The sequence below is a fragment of the Nostoc sp. LEGE 06077 genome (assembly GCF_015207705.1).
GTDB lineage: Bacteria > Cyanobacteriota > Cyanobacteriia > Cyanobacteriales > Nostocaceae > Nostoc_B.
Map to the genome: position 1 here is coordinate 17,335 of NZ_JADEWI010000032.1, position 16,458 is coordinate 33,792.

17 protein-coding genes are annotated in these 16,458 nt (G+C 40.9%); 10 read left to right on the top strand and 7 right to left on the bottom strand.

Annotated features, from left to right (window positions below; translation table 11 throughout):
- Window positions 1-372: 372 nt before the first annotated feature.
- Window positions 373-1,866: a caspase, EACC1-associated type gene (locus IQ244_RS19295; RefSeq protein WP_193897039.1), complete on the top strand. Its 1,494-nt coding sequence runs from the start codon at window positions 373-375 to the stop codon at window positions 1,864-1,866.
- 69 nt (window positions 1,867-1,935) lie between these two features.
- Here the strand turns inward: IQ244_RS19295 and IQ244_RS19300 are convergent, their stop codons facing one another.
- On the bottom strand, window positions 1,936-2,556 hold the full coding sequence (locus IQ244_RS19300; RefSeq protein ID WP_193897041.1) for a hypothetical protein: 621 nt from the start codon (window positions 2,554-2,556) through the stop codon (window positions 1,936-1,938).
- A gap of 8 nt (window positions 2,557-2,564) precedes the next feature.
- Window positions 2,565-3,557, bottom strand: a complete 993-nt coding sequence (locus IQ244_RS19305; RefSeq protein ID WP_193897043.1) for a hypothetical protein — start codon at window positions 3,555-3,557, stop codon at window positions 2,565-2,567.
- Window positions 3,558-3,663: 106 nt separating this feature from the next.
- Between IQ244_RS19305 and IQ244_RS19310 the strand changes: the two genes are divergently transcribed.
- The 3 genes from IQ244_RS19310 (at window position 3,664) to IQ244_RS19320 (ending at window position 5,750) form a co-directional block, all read left to right on the top strand.
- Window positions 3,664-4,830, top strand: a complete 1,167-nt coding sequence (locus IQ244_RS19310) for a DUF58 domain-containing protein (RefSeq protein WP_193897045.1) — start codon at window positions 3,664-3,666, stop codon at window positions 4,828-4,830.
- 165 nt (window positions 4,831-4,995) lie between these two features.
- Complete coding sequence (locus IQ244_RS19315; protein WP_015115876.1) at window positions 4,996-5,361, top strand: ferredoxin thioredoxin reductase catalytic beta subunit; 366 nt, start codon at window positions 4,996-4,998, stop codon at window positions 5,359-5,361.
- Window positions 5,358-5,750 carry a DUF309 domain-containing protein gene (locus IQ244_RS19320; RefSeq protein ID WP_193897047.1) on the top strand — a complete coding sequence of 131 codons (393 nt, stop codon included), beginning with the start codon at window positions 5,358-5,360 and terminating at the stop codon, window positions 5,748-5,750. The genes IQ244_RS19315 and IQ244_RS19320 overlap by 4 nt, the downstream gene beginning before the upstream one ends.
- A gap of 118 nt (window positions 5,751-5,868) precedes the next feature.
- Here the strand turns inward: IQ244_RS19320 and IQ244_RS19325 are convergent, their stop codons facing one another.
- Window positions 5,869-7,230, bottom strand: coding sequence for an NAD(P)/FAD-dependent oxidoreductase (locus IQ244_RS19325; protein WP_193897049.1), 1,362 nt, complete (start codon window positions 7,228-7,230; stop codon window positions 5,869-5,871).
- A gap of 519 nt (window positions 7,231-7,749) precedes the next feature.
- Between IQ244_RS19325 and IQ244_RS19330 the strand changes: the two genes are divergently transcribed.
- A complete protein-coding gene (locus IQ244_RS19330; protein WP_193897051.1) occupies window positions 7,750-9,108 on the top strand; it encodes a hypothetical protein in 1,359 nt (452 codons plus the stop codon).
- A gap of 6 nt (window positions 9,109-9,114) precedes the next feature.
- Here IQ244_RS19330 and IQ244_RS19335 read toward each other — a convergent pair whose 3' ends face one another.
- Window positions 9,115-9,681, bottom strand: a complete 567-nt coding sequence (locus IQ244_RS19335; protein WP_193897053.1) for a Uma2 family endonuclease — start codon at window positions 9,679-9,681, stop codon at window positions 9,115-9,117.
- A gap of 229 nt (window positions 9,682-9,910) precedes the next feature.
- Here IQ244_RS19335 and IQ244_RS19340 point away from each other — a divergent pair, with 229 nt between their 5' ends.
- A complete protein-coding gene (locus IQ244_RS19340; RefSeq protein ID WP_193897055.1) occupies window positions 9,911-10,525 on the top strand; it encodes a hypothetical protein in 615 nt (204 codons plus the stop codon).
- 215 nt (window positions 10,526-10,740) lie between these two features.
- The gene (locus IQ244_RS19345; RefSeq protein WP_322746089.1) at window positions 10,741-12,195 is read left to right on the top strand and encodes an amidohydrolase; all 1,455 of its coding nucleotides are present in this window, start codon (window positions 10,741-10,743) and stop codon (window positions 12,193-12,195) included.
- Between the two features lie 195 nt (window positions 12,196-12,390).
- On the opposite strand, the gene IQ244_RS19350 is transcribed toward IQ244_RS19345, so the two are convergent.
- Window positions 12,391-13,749 (bottom strand): DUF3370 domain-containing protein, encoded by a 1,359-nt coding sequence (locus IQ244_RS19350; RefSeq protein ID WP_193897057.1) that lies wholly within the window; start codon window positions 13,747-13,749, stop codon window positions 12,391-12,393.
- A 40-nt stretch (window positions 13,750-13,789) separates the two neighbouring features.
- A complete protein-coding gene (locus tag IQ244_RS19355) occupies window positions 13,790-14,302 on the bottom strand; it encodes a peptidase C15 (protein ID WP_193897058.1) in 513 nt (170 codons plus the stop codon).
- Between the two features lie 58 nt (window positions 14,303-14,360).
- Here IQ244_RS19355 and hisH point away from each other — a divergent pair, with 58 nt between their 5' ends.
- Both hisH and rsmD read left to right on the top strand, forming a co-directional pair.
- Window positions 14,361-14,996 (top strand): imidazole glycerol phosphate synthase subunit HisH, encoded by a 636-nt coding sequence (hisH, locus tag IQ244_RS19360; RefSeq protein WP_193897060.1) that lies wholly within the window; start codon window positions 14,361-14,363, stop codon window positions 14,994-14,996.
- A gap of 83 nt (window positions 14,997-15,079) precedes the next feature.
- Entirely contained in the window at window positions 15,080-15,658 is a 579-nt protein-coding gene (gene rsmD, locus IQ244_RS19365) for a 16S rRNA (guanine(966)-N(2))-methyltransferase RsmD (RefSeq protein ID WP_193897062.1), read from the top strand.
- Between the two features lie 70 nt (window positions 15,659-15,728).
- On the opposite strand, the gene petG is transcribed toward rsmD, so the two are convergent.
- On the bottom strand, window positions 15,729-15,842 hold the full coding sequence (gene petG / locus IQ244_RS19370; protein ID WP_010995538.1) for a cytochrome b6-f complex subunit V: 114 nt from the start codon (window positions 15,840-15,842) through the stop codon (window positions 15,729-15,731).
- 207 nt (window positions 15,843-16,049) lie between these two features.
- On the opposite strand from petG, the gene IQ244_RS19375 reads away from it, so the two are divergent.
- Window positions 16,050-16,424, top strand: coding sequence for a c-type cytochrome (locus IQ244_RS19375; protein ID WP_193897064.1), 375 nt, complete (start codon window positions 16,050-16,052; stop codon window positions 16,422-16,424).
- Window positions 16,425-16,458 lie beyond the last annotated feature (34 nt).

A 16,458-nucleotide genomic window follows, 5' to 3' on the forward strand; every position in this document is an offset into this window, starting at 1 on the left:
CTCACACTCTATACCTTTTCAGGCATTAGAGTATTGTCTGGATGATGCTGCAAATTGCGATCGCACTACCTTGACAGGACTTACGCAAAAATTCCCAAAAAGCTTAATTTATCGTAGACGCGAAGCGGCTTCCCGCAGGGTACCGCCAAGTCGCCGAGAACGCCAAGAAATCGTAGAGTCTGCGTAAGTCCTACTTGAAAAGAACGGATTAGTTTATTTAGGAGTAGTAAATAAACTGCTATATCTGGAAAAAGTTATTAGCCCGCGGTAGAAGTAAATGGGAGGAAACTTAGGGTTAAAGCTGATAGTCATCAAAAATTAGCAGTAACAATTGAGACATCTCAAAAATTTGTAACAGGGTAACTAGCTAAAATGCCAAAGTTAGCTTTACTAATAGGCGTAAGTGAATATACACAAGGGTTAAATCCCCTACCTGCTGCAACAAAAGATGTTGCAGCTATACAGCGGGTTCTACTGCATCCTGAAATGGGGAACTTTGATAACGTACAACCACTGATTAATCCTGAATCATTAGCAATGCAGGAAGCGATTGAGAACCTTTTTGCTAACCGCCAACGAGATGATTTGGTATTACTCTTCTTTTCCGGTCACGGGATTAAAGATTCTAGTGGAAAACTCTACTTTGCTACTCGTCTCACCCGCAAAACATCTCAAGGAGAATTAGTTAAAGCTTCGGCTGTTCCTGCAAGTTTTGTACATGACATCATGAGCAACAGTCGCTCACGACATCAAGTAATTATTCTTGACTGCTGCTTTAGCGGAGCCTTTGCTGAGAACTTGTTAGCTAAGGATGATGGTTCAATCAATGTGAAAAATCAATTAGGAGGTGAAGGGCGAGTTGTACTGACTTCATCAACTTCTACCCAATATTCTTTTGAGCAAAAAGGAACAGAACTGTCAATTTATACGCAGTATTTAGTAGAAGGAATTGAAACCGGGGCTGCGGATTCTAACAGTGATGGCGCGATCGCAGTAGATGAATTACACAACTATGCTAAACAAAGAGTACAAGCAACTGTTCCAGCAATGAAGCCAGAAATTTATGCAGTCAAAGAGGGCTTCAAAATTTTGCTTGTTAAAGCTGGGATTCGTGATCCACAACTAAGATATCAAAAAGAAGTTGAAAGAGTTCTGACTGATGGCAATATCTTTCCACCTGATCGCCGCTATCTTGATGAATTATCGAGTCAACTAGGAATCTCTCAAGTTGAGGCTCATTATATTGAAATTGCAGTGTTAGAAACATATAAAAACTATCAAAATAACTTAGAACAATACAAGCAGATTTTCTTACATAATATCAAACGTGAATCTACTTTAAGTGAAATAACTCGTCACAAACTAAATCAATTTATAGAACGTTGGCAGCTTAAACATGAGGATGTTTTACCAATAGAAAATCAAATTATACAACAATTAAAAGTTGCACCAATATCTGAAAATCGTTCTAATTCTGTTGCTACTTTTAATGCCGAAACATCAAATATAAAGTCGCAAGCTAAAAGCTCTAATTCTTGGATTGGTGTAGTGATAGTTTTCATTGTTCTCAGCTTTCCTTTAACAATTGGGTGGGGAGTATTTCGTTTTGTTACATCAATTTTTCCAGAAATTTCTATCCTACAAGAGCCGGAAATTACACAAGCTGAGTATGAAGCAGTAAAATATGGAATGACCTACGAAGAAGTTGTAAAAATTATTGGTTCACCGGGAACAGAAAATGGTGGAAGTAAATTGATTTCTGACACAATCATCACCAATTATAAGTGGAAAAAAGGCTTTCCTAAACCCGATGTGACTATGAGATTTGAGAATAACAGATTAAGCCACAAAGGAATGTGGTGGTAAGTTAACTTTAAGTCCGAATACCATATTCAGTATGTTGGATAGGGGAACATTTAATTATTTCGTAACCAATCAAAAATCAATATAATCAGTCAATTCGATAATACATCGACTATTCTTAAACTCTACAAGTAACCATTCTTCATCACCCAATTCGTTGTAATGTACATAACCATCACAAAATGGGTGAACATGATGAGGTTCAAGCAGCAGTAATTTCCAAAATGCCTTGGCAATAGATTGATATACTGCCGTTAATGAAGCATCTGGAATAAACCTTAACCCAACACGTAAATCATAATCTTCACAAACAAATGGATATGCTACCCAGTCATCATTTACAGAAGATTGCTGACAAGCTATGAATGTTTGCTCTAGCAGCGCGTATTTATAATCGGCAAATGGCAAACTTAAAGGTGCAAAGCCAAATATTGCCGGAATTCTAGCACGCACCCAGACAGCATCAGCGATTTTGCCGCATTCGTGACGACAACGGTCGATAATTTTTGGTAATTGATTGTCTATGTGGTCTGTTAGGGGAAATGTTGGAGTTTCTTCTGGTCTACGATACGGTCTAATGTTTATTCCGTCGTATAATTCTCCTAAAATTGGGACAAACACAAATTTGTTATATTCAGCAGGTCTTCCCAGAACTCGCCATAAGTATCCATGTTTGATAGTAATAGAAACCATTGATTAAATTAGGTTAATTCACTTCGATACTGAGATAAAGGTTCGCGTAGTGCTTCTTGAATTACCTCCTTGATATGGGGTAAATCCAATTGATTCCGCGTCGGCCCGGCAAAACGCGGGTCATACATAACAATATGAATTAGGCTCAGTGCAGGTTTCCAGTTGACTTCTGCTAACGCTTGTGAAAAACCTTCTACATGGCTACCGTCATCTGGGGTTCTGGCTCCATTTACCCATGAAAATGTGCGGGTTGGCGAGACGCGATCGCCAAAAGCTGCTGCTTCAATCAAAATATTGTTATGATGCAAAGTTACATGAAATGGCTCATTGTTAGCGTCTGTTTGCCGAGTCAGAAGTATATATCCCAGCATTTTCAGTCCTTGCGGTGCATAAAAACGCTCTTCATTTAATCCAATCTTCAACCCAGCAAATAAATGAGCAGTGTCAAACAAAGCCCTACGAATTATCCCGATTCTAGGTTGTGTTTGTCTGAAAACTTCAGGATCAGGTGTTACTTCTATTTTTGTTCCTCGGCCATTACCTTGTTGAATAATCTTGGCAGAACCTTGGGCAATTCCTTTAATAAAACACTGTTCCCACAGCATTCCAGAACGCCAACTTTGTACAGTTAGTTGAATACTAGTGGCATTAATCGGAGCTAAACCCACACCTCGTCTAATAATATGAACATGAGGAGCGTGTTCATCATAAGATCGTGTTTGATGGATACGAGTTAGCAACTTAGTAGCTAGGTTAACACCTTCGGTATCACTAGGTTCATCAAATGGGAGTCCTGGGCCATCATCTACAGCGGAAATAGTTGCTTGATCTAAACTGACATTGACAAAGGTGGCTTGTTTTGACAAGTAAGCGTCAAGCACATTGGCTACCAGTTCATAAACAAACTGTTCTGTACCTTGCACTCCAGCACTCCCGAAATACATAGCTGGTCGGCGACGAATTGCTTGAATTTCTTCTACGTGAGTGAATTTGTTAGACATTTTTGAATTATCAAAGTGATACTTGCTAATCATTATGATTTTTATGCTCCTGAAATGACCTCAGCACCACTGTGAACTTTTGGTGATGTTGGGTTAAAAAAGAAACATGAAAATCATCAAACCTATCACCAATTGGTTAGAAAATCGTGCCAGTACCCCGACGTATAGCGGTTGGGTACTTGCGGGAATTGCTATTTGTTTTTTTGGCGCGGCTGTGAATACGATGGCGGGTTGGCTGTATGCTATTAGCGGTGTGAGTGTGGCGCTGTTAGCAGTTGCAGCAGTTTTACCACCGCGATCGCTTGTTGGTTTAACTATCACTCGCCATTTTATTCAACCTGTCTCCGCTGGGGATGACCTGACTGTAGAATTAGAAATCCACAACCCCACACCACAATCTGTCAGTTTGCTGCAAGTCGAGGATATTTTGCCTTTTGTTTTGGGTAAGCCAATCAAACAGGCGATTGAAATTATTTCTAGTAAAAATAGTTACCGTTGGGTTTACTACCACCCGACTCAGCGCCGAGGTATTTATCGCTGGCACAATGTTGAATTAGCCACTGGCGCACCTTTAGGTTTATTTTGGTGTCGTCGTCAGCGAGATTGTGGGGCGACGGCCATTGTTTACCCGACTGTATTACCTTTAACCACTTGTCCCTTAGTGGATGAAATGGGGCTAGAAGAAAGCAAAAAAGGCGATTCGATCAATCGACCTTTGCAGACTGCAACATCGGGATTAGTGCGATCGCTGCGTCCCTACCGGATTGGCGACCCCACCAGACTCATCCACTGGCGAACAAGCGCCCGTTATGGTGAGTTACGCGTCCGAGAGTTAGAAGTTGTCACAGGCGGAGAAGAGATAGTTATTGCTTTAGATAGTGCTGGTAAATGGCAAGAAGACGATTTTGAACAAGCCGTAATTGCCGCAGCAAGTTTGTATTTTTACACACAGCGTATGGGGATGCCTGTCAAACTCTGGACAGCATCAACAAGTTTAGTTCAGGGCAATACCACTGTTTTAGAAACCTTAGCAGCGACAACATTTTCAGAAGATATCCGCACTACAGAAGCGCCAAACAATCCGTTAATTTGGTTAACTCAAAATCCTCTGACACTATATTCTTTACCCCAAGGGAGTCGCTGGGTTTTGTGGCAAAATAGTAATTCCTCAGATCAAGCATCAGTGGTAGTTAATCGTGATTGCCCTGGTGTTGTTGTGCAGAGCGAACAAGCATTGCAAACTCAGCTACAAAAACCTGTACAAGCATTGTAAATGAGTATTCTATGTATTCAATATTTCAATGAATGCTGATATATTCAGGTTTTTGTCAGACATCATCATTAAATCTGCTCAGGTTGGGGAGATATCCCCAGTAACAGCACCTTGAGGCTGAGGTACAATGCAAAGAAATATTTAAATTATGAGCGACCGATCCACATGATCACATCAGAGGTTAACGCAAATTCCAGCGATAAAAGCCTAGAGGCAATGCGGCATTTTTCCGAACAATACGCCAAGCGTACTGGAACGTACTTCTGTAGTGAACCTTCGGTTACAGCAGTGGTAATTGAAGGGTTAGCCAAACATAAAGACGATCTAGGTGCGCCTTTGTGTCCCTGTCGCCACTACGAAGACAAAGAAGCTGAAGTCAAAGCTACATATTGGAACTGTCCTTGCGTACCGATGAGAGAACGCAAAGAATGTCACTGTATGCTATTTCTCACACCAGACAATGAGTTTGCTGGTGAACAGCAAGAAATATCTCTCGAAACTATTAAAGAAGTAAGAGATACTATGGCATGAGCGAAACTATGCCCCAAGAGTTTTGGCAAGGTGTAGAACAGTTCAACTCTGGGCAGTTTTACGCCTGTCATGACACTTTAGAGGCTTTGTGGATTGAAGCCAGCGAACCTGAAAAAACTCTTTACCAGGGGATTCTCCAAATTGCTGTAGCCTTATATCATCTCAGAAATAATAATCTGCGGGGTGCGGCTATTTTACTCGGAGAAGGAAGCAACCGCCTGCGCCGTTATCCAGATACTTATGGCGGTATTAATGTAGATGAGTTATTAAATCAAAGTGCAGCATTATTGACGATATTACAGCAAACAGGCGTAAACAATATATCCGCAGATGAATTGCTTCAAAGTCAAGTTTTGCCTATACCCAGAATTTTACTATCTCAAGATTAGTCAAGTTTTCTCAGGTGGTTAGGAATGAGGAATTGGGGAAGAAATTTTTCTACTCCCCAATTTTTTGCTTAATTAATCAGGCTTGAAAGGTGTTCAACTATTCTTGACTTTTGCCTTTTTAGACGTTAACTATTTCTCTAGGTGGCGTTGCTTTGTAATAGCCGCTGGGAACTTCATTATCAACTTTTAGTAGCGATTGTTGCCCAGTGATTAATCTTGCCCCACGTTTGCGGGTGACATAGTTCCATACCCACTGAATCATCACTACTAGTTTGTTATCAAACTCAATTAAAAAGTAGATATGAATCACTAGCCAAAATAGCCAAGCAAAGAAGCCTTTGAGTTTGACAAAGCCTAAATCAACAACGGCTAAATTTTGCCCAATCATGGCTAAACTACCGCGATCGCTATAATTAAATGCAGGTAAGGTATTACCTTTGAGTTTTTGCTGAATGAGTTTGGCAACATATTCGCCTTCTTGCACGGCTACTGGTGCAACCCCAGCTAGAGGTTTGCCGTTTTGATGGGAGAAGTTTGCTAAGTCGCCAACCACATGAATATTGGGATAGCCTTTAATGCTTAAGTCGGGTTCAACGATGACTCTTCCGGCGCGATCGCATTCTGCACCAGTAGATTCTTCTAAGACTTTCCCCATTGGTGAAGCTTTGACACCTGCTGCCCATAATACTGTTTTTGCCGCAATTTCTTTAACTTCATCACCTTCTTTGAGGGTGACAACATCATTTTCAATGTTGGTGACTAAAGTTTTTGTCTTAACGCTGACACCCAATTGCTGTAAGGATGTTTCTGCTTGTTGAGATAATTCTGGTGCAAAAGGTGGCAGAATCCGATCTAATCCTTCTAAAAGTAAAACTCTGGCTTCGGATGTGTCGATGTTGCGGAAGTCTTCTTTGAGGGTTTGATAGGCTAGTTCGGCGATCGCGCCTGCTAATTCTACCCCTGTCGGGCCACCACCAACAATTACAAAAGTTAACCAAGCCTGGCGTTTTTCAGGATCAGTTTCTTTTTCGGCTGCTTCAAACGCCGAGAAAATCCGGCGACGCATTTCTATTGCATCTTCTACAGTTTTTAACCCAGGAGCAAAATCTTCCCAGTTATCTTTACCAAAATAGGAATGCTTGGCACCTGTAGCCACTATTAATGTATCGTATGGTATCGCTTGATCTCCCAAAAAAACTTGCTGTGCTTGGGGATCAATATTGTTGACTTCTCCCAATAACACTGTTGTATTTTTGCTTTTGCTTAGTACCGAACGCAAAGGTGAGGAAATATCGGCAGGTGATAGTGTACCTGTAGCAACTTGGTACAGCAATGGCTGGAAAAGGTGAAAATTACGTTTGTCAATCAGCGTCACATTGACTTTAGCCTTAGCCAGTGATTTTGCTGCGTATAGTCCACCAAAGCCACCACCAATGATTACTACTTGATGAGGTGGTTTATTCTCAAGGGAGTCTACCATAAGAAGAAATATTTCCTAGTGTTACGGGTGCTGTAACTATTCTTAACAAAAAAGTATCAAACTTGTCATATATTTTTCTGTTCACCTTGCACAAATGAAGAAAACATAAAGGTGAGCCAGAATACAGTATTGAAGAATTCAGAAGTCAGAATTCAGGAGTCAGAATACAATCAGTGGGGGATTCATACCCGCAACTGATTGTAGACCACCAAATCAGAGATTTGGTGGGGGTCTTAAACCCATTTATTCATCTACCAGTCGCACAGAATTCATACTGAATTCTGGCTCCTGACTCCTGAATTCTGTTTGATAAAGTAATAGATAGGACACTTATATATTGCCCTTTTAGCTCTAGTGTTTATCGCCCTTTGTGTATTTAAAGCAGAATTTAGGAGTCAGACTCCAGAAGAACAGCCTTTAATATAAAAACGTTATCGCTCAAGGAAATCTAGCAATAGCTAGATGTTATTCTCTGTTAAAACACTATAATCTACATCTGTTGAACAGAGAGATTCGCTTGTGGATGTCATAGTAGAAAGAGCGCACACACTCAAACAAAGCTTGGTTGATTTTATCCTGGATGCAGAAGGGGAACTCGCACAAGCACTAGAGGTTTATGCCGCTGCACAGTCCCGTCGTAGTAACACTGATAACACGCAACAGGACTTAATTATTGACAGGTTTATTACAGAAGGGAAAGTAGGTGATAACTCACCACTAGAGTTATTTATCGCCAGTAATGCAGATTTATCAGAGAGCGATCGCAATTTAATCAATAGCTGGCATCGTAGTTTTATGGGTTTATTTACCATCACCCAAATTCTACCCGATGGCTTGGAACTGATGAACTGGCTGACAGCTAAACATTACATTGTCCTGACAGCTAAAAATTACATCGTCAAGTCTAACAGTTCTGAAAAACAACAAGCCATATCTCGTTTCCAGATAGGAGATATTTTACTCACCCGCATTTCTCCCCTTACCGAGAACCAATGGATATTTTCTGGCCCTCACACATTTATGGGTAAACTTGGTAAGCCAAAACTCGCTGTAGCCATTGGCAATTTTAAAGATAATTATAAAAGTCATCTTTACAGCGATGCACCAGATTTACTAGAACAAGCATGGCAATCTGTAGAGCAATATCATCAGCAGTTTGTTGAATTTTTTGGCAGTGATGAAATAACTTTACCCGGATACCAACTCAATAAAAAAATAGTTGAATTCCAAGAAATCATCAGTGACAAATACCTAAAATCAGCCGGACTAGATACTTCCAAATCTTTGGATGAGATGGTAGCAGAAGCAGGTATTAGTGAAGAGGAAATTACCGCAGCAGCTAAAGAAGTTGGCGTTGACTCTAGTGCAGTTTCGCAACTACTGAGTGGAAAAAATGGCAATCAAAAAATGGCTGCGCCTAAAGTAGATTTACCAGCTGATTTGCGAAAAGCCGAACAAGTCACAGCAATTTCTCATCCGCGTTGGGGAATGATATTTTTACCAACATATACTAAATTTAAAACTATTTTATTAGCTGATGACTGGCAAAGTATTGCAGGTGCAGAAAAACTAATTCGTTACTATCTGGAAGATAAAAGTATTAATGCTTATATCTGGCATCTTTTAGCACAAAAGTATCCGACTCAATTAGAAAAAGTATTGCAAAATTTCTTGCCAAGTCCTGAATTTAGCCTGAATGATGACTTGGATAAACTCTTGCAAGAATTTGGGAAACCTATCGAGCCTGAATTACCAGAAATTGCCAGTGTTCCTTTACATTTGCATAACTTATTTCAAGAAGCACTTGCAGAAGTTAATAAATCTAAACCTAAAGCTAAGGGACAAAAACAAGTAGCCAAGGGTTTTCAAAGAGGTTAGGTTAGGTTAATTCAAGTGCAACTCAAATCCTGGTAATACATCTTCCCCAGAAAGAATTGCGGGAATTTGGATCACTTCGACAGGTTTTTGGAGTCGATAAACTTCTACTTTGCCATCTTGAGGATTAATCAGCCATCCTAAGCGCAAACCATTTTCCACATATTCCTGCATTTTCTCTTGCAGAGATTTGAGCCTATCTGTTTCAGAACGCAGTTCAATGGCAAAATCGGGTACAAGTGGCGGGAATTTTTTGCGTTGTTCTGGCGTTAAAGCTTCCCACCTTGCTAATTTTACCCAAGCTGCATCAGGAGAACGTTTTGCACCATTCGGCAAGATAAAGATAGTTGAAGAACTAAAAACTTTGCCTAATTTAGCTTGCCGATTCCAGATTTCTAAATCAGTTATTAGTTCAGCTTCTTGATTGCCGCTTTCTCCTCCCACTGGTGGCATAATGATTAATTCTCCGGCTGCGTTCATTTCCAGGTTTAAATCACAATTGGCAAGACACAATTGATAAAATTGCTCATCACTTAAATGCGCGATGGGTTCTAGATTGAGAACTACAGTATTCATTTAACCTGTCCTCGTGGGTTTCTTTGCTAACTTCAGTTACCTTTAGTTAAAGTTTAGCAGTGGAGTATCAAAGATGATTTATTATACAAACCTTAAATTGTAGTAGCGGAACAGCAAATTCCTAACTTTTTAAAGCAGTCTGAGGATTAATAGCCTTAAATTGAGAGTTTCATCTGTAAAATTTAAATTTTATATTGTATAACTTGGTATAAGTTCTCAGGGTAAGAATATGGCTACCTTAAATCGTGTTCTGTTTATTCAAGATACAGTTCTTAAACAAGAACCAGTACAATCAAGTCAATTACCTAGCACTAAGCAACAAAGCATCCCCATTGGTACGCTGCTTGTGCTTAAATCTTATGAACTACCGATCAATAACTCTGACCACTATAAATTATTTTTAGAAGATATTCAGTTTAAAGGTTTTAGTAGTAACTGGTTTGCTTTTGGGAAACACGCCAAAATTATCCAAGATGAAATTACTCCTGTTACGAGTATTAGCGCGATCGCCACTAAGCAACAAGCCAAGGATAATGTAAAAGTTACTGTAGATCGTCAGTCGGTCGGTAATCAAACAGGTTTTCTCAAACTGGTGTTTAACGTAGAGACGATAATTAAGCGTCAACCTGTAGATTCTAAGGTGCTGAATGATCAATCTAAACAGATAATTCCCGCAGGTACGGAATTAATTTTATCAACAGATAAGCCAGATGCTAATAATACTGTGAAATTCTCCATTCAGGATAATCATCTCAAATTCAACCTTAAGGATGTTGAATTTAAAGGTTTCTCGAAAGATTGGTATGTTTTTACCCAACACGTCGGTATTCAACGCGTTGATTAGATATTTCCCAAAAAAACTGTTGCATAGTTGAGGGAGGATTGCGATCGCAAAACCCATCAGTGCGACCAGCGAAATCACAATTGTGATCGCAATAATTAAGGTTTTTCGTCTAAAGTGCTATATTTAGTCCCATCAGTAAAAATACTGGTTAAATTTAAGTTAAAAATAAGACGCATTTTTTAACCACGAGAGAAAATTGAGTAGGGATACGTAGAGTGAAAAGCCAGTTTTCAAAATACTACAGGCTGTTAGTTATTTTTGCCTGTACGGTGTTGATTGCCTTTGCAGGTCAAGCTGCGATCGCGCAGAATAATAGCCCTTGGCGCAATCAACGCAGACAGCCAGTAGAAATGATTGTCGGTGGTGATTTTGTGGTCACTATGAATGATGCACAACCTGTAATTAAGAATGGTGCGGTGGCGCTCAACGACGGCAAAATTGTTGCTGTAGATACACAAGACAAGATTATGGCATCTTACAGATCTGCCAAGAGACTATCCGGCGAAGGTAAGGTACTCATGCCTGGTCTTGTCAATGGTCATTCTCATACAGCAATGGTGTTGTTTCGCGGTCTGGCAGACGACTTAAACTTAGAAGATTGGTTACAAAATTATATATTTCCCGCAGAAGGACAGTTCGTTAACGAAAACTTCATCCGCGTTGGTGAGACACTGGCTTGTTGGGAAATGATTAGTGGTGGCACTACGACATTTGTTGATATGTACTTCAAGCCCGATGTTGCCGCCAGAGTAGTTGATCAATGTGGCTTGCGGGCTGTAATAGCACCTTCATCTATAGATTTTCCTAGCCCTGGTTTTCGCGGCTGGGATGATGCGTTTGCTGCGGCAATAGATTTCGTGAAACGTTGGAAAGGACGGAACCCACGAATTATCCCAGCTTTAGCTCCTCACGCTCCTTACACTGTCTCGCCAGAGCATCTGAGACAAGCTATCCAGGCAGCACGTCAATACGATGTGCCATTGACGATTCACCTTGCAGAAACACAAACCGAAGTTCAAGACATCCAACAGCGCTATAATGCCACCCCAGTACAACACCTAGAAAATCTCGGTTCCTTAGATCCGCGAGTCTTTGCTGCTCATGTAGTTTGGCCTAATGAAAGTGAAATTGCGCTGATGGCAAGACGCGGTGTTGGTGTCATCCATAATCCTGAATCGAATTTGAAGTTGGCTTCTGGCTTTGCACCTATTCCGGCGATGGTGCAGGCAGGAATTCAAGTTGGTTTGGGTACGGATGGCGCTGCGTCGAACAATGATTTAGATATGTGGGAAGCGATTCGTCTTACTGCCCTCATTCATAAAGGCACAACTCTCAACCCTACCACTTTACCGGCCAGGACTGTCTTACGGATGGCAACCTTGGGAGGTGCAGAAGCCCTCGGTTTGGCTGATAAAATTGGTGCTGTCAAAGTTGGGTTGCAAGCAGATTTAATTCAAGTAGACCTCACATCTGCACACCTGACTCCTCTTTACGATGTTATTTCCCATCTCGTTTATGCAGCAAAAGCTGAGGATGTTGATACTGTAATTGTGGATGGGAAAGTTCTCATGTCTGAGCGTAAGGTTCTTACGGTTGACACTAAGCAAGTTCGGCGTGAAGCTATCAAAATTGGTGAGCAGATTCAAGCAGAGATCCGTCCATCGAATTAACTCTTGTTTTGAAACATCACCAAACAAAATTCTCTTCCAATGGCTTGAAAATCTATGTCTTAGTACGCTGCTTAGGCTGTGTAATTTTCTTGATGGGTAAATAAAATGGCGCGATCGCACAGTGTTGATCGCGCCGCCAATAATCAGCTAGGTACTACAATTTTGACGTTGCATATTTTCAGTAATGCCGAAAAATCATTTTTGAGTTGATACAGTTAATACCTGCGGTGGGGTAGCATCGGGAGGATAGAGAAAGTCTACTTCGACTAATCTGCGATCGCTGGCTTTCATATTTAATACTACCAGTGGCTCTCCTGGTTGACCCCGCTTTTGGACTAAATGCACAAACTTAGTTTGCGCTCTACCTTGATCATCTTTGTAACGTATCCGCACACTACCGCGAAAGAATGTTTGGCGTGCTGGGGTACTAAAAAAGCGCAGTCCAGGTTTCACTAACTGGTCTTCTTTAATTGGGGTTTGCATAGCGACAGCTACAGTTTGCGGTGTAGAAGTATTGTTATATAACGGTAACTTCAAGTTGTATTGAATTGCATAGTTGCCATGTGCGCGATATGCAGTGTCAGGATAACGCGCTAACATCGGCGCACTTTGAATTTGGCTAGTCCCCAAAGTTCCCCCGTGCAAGGTACTCAGTGCATAGGAAACCGCTTGTCCCGGTTGGGGAATGGTCAAAAATCTGGCTTTGGGACTATCTACTATAAATGCACGCCAAAATGAACCACCAACAACCCCCGCCACGCGTCCGTAAATTCTCGGTTTACCAGTTTCTTCTAAGGGAGTAGGTGTTTTATCTCGTGGCGTGGACAGTTCACCGTTATCTAATAAATTTTCCCACTCTGCTAAAGTCGGCGCACGTTCACCACCATCAGCATTATCCTTGGCAAACATCGCTAAACTAGCGGCGTAGACTGTTCCATTAGTCCGCAAGCGCATTAAGGTAGACCGACCATTTAAAGGCGGCGTTAACCCCTGCACAGGGATAGGGAGATTCAGCAACATCTGACTTGTTTTGGGTGCAAGAATAATTTGCGCTGGGAATATTGATTGTCGCCTTCCTCTGAGAATATCAGACATGGCGCGATCGCCTGGCCCGGCAAATACTTTACCCGCAGCATCTTCGACAAAGGGCGGTAACTCCATAAATGGTGCATCTGGTTGACTTAAATAACTCGCCGCTTGCAAGATATTGACGGTAACTGGTTGCTCAGTTGGGTTATGCAGAATTATACCGAGATAGAGCGATCGCAGATTTTCTGGTGGGTCGGCTTTCGCAATATGGTGAGCAAAAATATCAAATCGTCCCCGAAAAGGAAAATTTAAATGCGCTGTTGGAACTTTTTTGTTATCTCCAGGAAAAGTAGACAATAAAATTCCTTCTTTCAACACCAATTCTGGACTATTGCTATTAAAAGTTGGCACTGAATCTAACTGTCCTGGTAAAGGCAAAACTTGTTGCTGTTGGACAACTTCTTCTGGTGGTGGTGTGGGAGGTGTTGCTTGGGCAATCAGTAAGCTGAGTAAAAAGGACAACATATACTTAGGTGACTATTTTTCCTACAAGACGCACACCATTTTATGCGAGTGCCAAATTGTGAATAATTAATAAGAAATCGGCAACAATAGCTACCAAATTTTCTTGATTTAACACCGGAACGTGAACAAATATACAACGAGTTGTCAATTGATATTGGTGGAGATAGTCAAGAACCGCATAATAAAGTCCCTCACAAACAAATTTACCGCAGTCACTACTAATATCAGTTGCTACTGTTCCCGAAACTAATTTTTCCAAATTTACTCCGGTCGCCAAAAAATTTTCTCCTTGATTAGCACCCATCTCCACACTTAATCGCTGGCGACTAGCAGCCATACCACAACAGATAATGTAATCTGGTTGCAACTGGGAGATTTTTTGAATTACCCAGGAACTAGCCAGCATCACATCTACAGGTAACAGCCGGAGAAATTTTAAATCGTGGGGGAGCGATTCAACTTGACTCACTTCTTGTAATAAATCATCCGATGAATTTGACGGTTGATCATTTAACCAAGTGTCAAAAGAAGTTAATAGAATTCTTTTCTTCATTAGAATTATTATTTAGAATAGAAAAACCCTCCATAATAAATTTACAAGGAGCAGGTCAATGCCAGTTATTGCAGTCGTAGATTACGACATGGGAAATTTGCACTCAGTCTGTAAAGGAATAGAAAAAGCTGGGGCGACTCCTAAGATTACCGATTCTGCTAAAGAAATATCCTTGGCAGATGCGGTAGTATTGCCAGGAGTTGGCGCATTTGATCCCGCAGTGCAACATCTCAGAGAACGGAATTTAGAACAACCAATTAAAGACGCGATCGCCTCTGGTAAACCTTTCTTAGGAATTTGTTTAGGATTGCAAATTCTGTTTGAATCAAGTGCAGAAGGAAGCCAACCCGGACTGGGAATTATTAAAGGAAAAGTCCGCCGATTTCAGCATGAACCCGGAATTACAATTCCCCACATGGGTTGGAATCAGCTGGAATTTACTCAAGCAAAAAGCATTTTGTGGGAGCATTTACCTGCAAACCCTTGGGTTTATTTTGTCCATTCTTATTATGTTGACCCAACAGATCCACAAGTTCGGGCTGCAACTGTTACCCACGGTACTCAAACTATCACAGCGGCCATTGCCAAAGACAACCTGATGGCAGTGCAATTTCACCCGGAAAAATCATCTAATATAGGATTGCAAATCCTGTCTAATTTTGTTTCTCAAGTTCGTGAACAAATTGCCGCATAGGATTTGTGATTCGTCATTTGTGATTTGTCATTTGTTTTGTTACAGACTAATGACTAATGACCATTGACCAATGACTAATTATCATGAGCCTGAGAATTTACGGCAAACGTCCGATTAAAACCTTACCAGGGAAAGAAACCAGACCTACAAGTGCTAGGGTAAGGGAAGCTGTTTTTAATATTTGGCAAGGCGAAATTGCAGATTGTCGCTGGCTAGATTTGTGCGCGGGTAGTGGTTCAATGGGCGCAGAGGCTTTGTGTAGAGGAGCCAGCCTAGTAGTAGGAATTGAACAATCAAGCCGAGCCTGTGCAATTATTCAAGAAAATTGGCAGCAATTAGCTAACAGCGAACAAAAATGGCAGCTGCTTCGGGGTGATGTAATTCAGCAGTTAAAAAGTTTGTCAGGAAAACAGTTTGACAGAATTTACTTTGATCCGCCTTATGCTAGTGGATTATATCAACCTGTTTTAGAGGCGATCGCTGATTATAATTTGTTAGACGCTAAAGGTGAAATCGCCGTAGAACATAATCCCCAAGGCTGGACATCACCAACAATCTCCACTTGGGAAATCTCGCGTCAAAAAGTTTACGGTAACACAGCCTTGACTTTCTACAGAGTCATTGACTCAATTACAAACAGTGATGGGGATACAAAGTCATAAAGTGCAACTTTATATCCCCACCACTTAACAAACACTTCGTACTCAGCACTCAGCACTCAGCACTTAAGGATCAACCACCCAATTCGTTGGGACGCTTGTATTGCTTGTATGCAGCGTAAAACAGACCAGCGAGAGTGACGACAATTAGACCAAGCACAATACCTGAAAGCAGGGGTTCAACCACTTTAAATCTCCTGTTTGCAATTATTAATGATTCATATCCCGTTTTTGATTTTACCAAATTACGGCGAATCCCGCTTACCGCAGTGTTTTTGAGCGATGACTACTTGTAAGAAAACGGTCATCTGCGCTTGCAGTGGAAATCAAGAACTTTTAAGCTATGTGTAGGAAATGAAAAATTTTAGAACCTTACACTTTCAAAGCAAACCTTTTGGATAACCAGATTACCAAACCTGAAATTATAATTCAGCGGATCGCCTTGCTGGCTCTAGCGATACTGTTAGCAATTCCTTTGGGCATCTTTGGTGTTCAAATGGTACAAGCCTCAGATCCTTATGTTAAAACTGTTCTGTCCTTAACTGGAAACCCAGAGCAAGGAAATGCTATTTTTCAAATTAATTGTGCTGGTTGTCATGGTTGGCAAGCAGATGGGCGAGTCGGCCCTAGTTTACAAGCTGTTTCTAAACGTAAATCTCGTTATAAGTTGATTCAACAAGTTATTAGCGGTGAAACGCCTCCTATGCCCAAATTTCAGCCCAGTACCCAAGAAATGGCGGATCTTTTGAGTTTTTTGGAAACCTTATAGAGGTTTACTTTTCTTAAAAAATAAAGGCTTAATC